Origin of the sequence: Cryobacterium sp. 10I1, assembly GCF_035019805.1 — a bacterium.
GTDB lineage: Bacteria > Actinomycetota > Actinomycetes > Actinomycetales > Microbacteriaceae > Cryobacterium > Cryobacterium glucosi.
The window spans coordinates 1-686 of record NZ_JASJVF010000538.1 but is presented as its reverse complement, the minus strand read 5'-3'; the positions used below and the strand labels follow the sequence as shown (position 1 = coordinate 686).

At 71.3% G+C, this 686-nt stretch carries 1 protein-coding gene; it reads left to right on the top strand.

Annotated features, from left to right (window positions below):
* Positions 1–567, top strand: a 567-nt coding sequence (locus tag QN345_RS19650; protein WP_323509190.1) for a hypothetical protein, incomplete at its 5' end; no start/stop codon positions are given.
* Positions 568–686 lie beyond the last annotated feature (119 nt).

Sequence of the window (686 nt, the reverse complement as noted above, 5' to 3'; positions counted from 1 at the left end):
TGCGGGTCTCGTTGTCGCGGGCGTCCTGATCGGCCAACGCCGGCGACGGGTGCCGACCGGACCCTCGCGCTCTGGGCGCATGCGCTGTGGCTCCTGCTCCCGTTGGCGGCCTGGGTCGCCCTGATCGCCATGCCCGTGCGCAGCATGATGGCCGGGGGCTGGCCGGACGGGTTGCGCGGAGACCAGTCGACCGCGGTCTGGCTCTTCCTCGGCAGTTACGGCGTGATCGCGGGCGGCCTCCTTGCGACCATGCTCGCCTCCCTGATCAAGAAGTCGTTCTACCTGGCCTGGGTGTGGGTCCATCCCGAGGCGGCCTCCGGCGGTTCAGCGCAGGGATTCTGGCGGTGGATGCCATACCGCTGGCGCTTCGACCTCTGGTTCGCCGGCCTCGGCGGCCTCGGCGGCGGTTTCCTCGGGGCATGCTGGATCGCCCTCGCCTTCGAGGAGCAGCCGTTCTTCCAGGCCACTGTCCTCAGTGGAGCGGTCCTCTTCCTCGTCGGGGGCGCGCTGAGCCTCAACTACTGGCGCGCCGGCGAACCGCTCGGCGCCGGGGAGTCCCAGAGGTGAGCCTCGGCTCGGCCGGCAGTCAGTGCGCCTCGGGTTCCTGCGGCGCGGCATCCGCCCGCAGGGTGCTGACGGTGTCGGCCGGATCGCGCTGGCGTCGGCTGGCGAACAAGAACGGGATG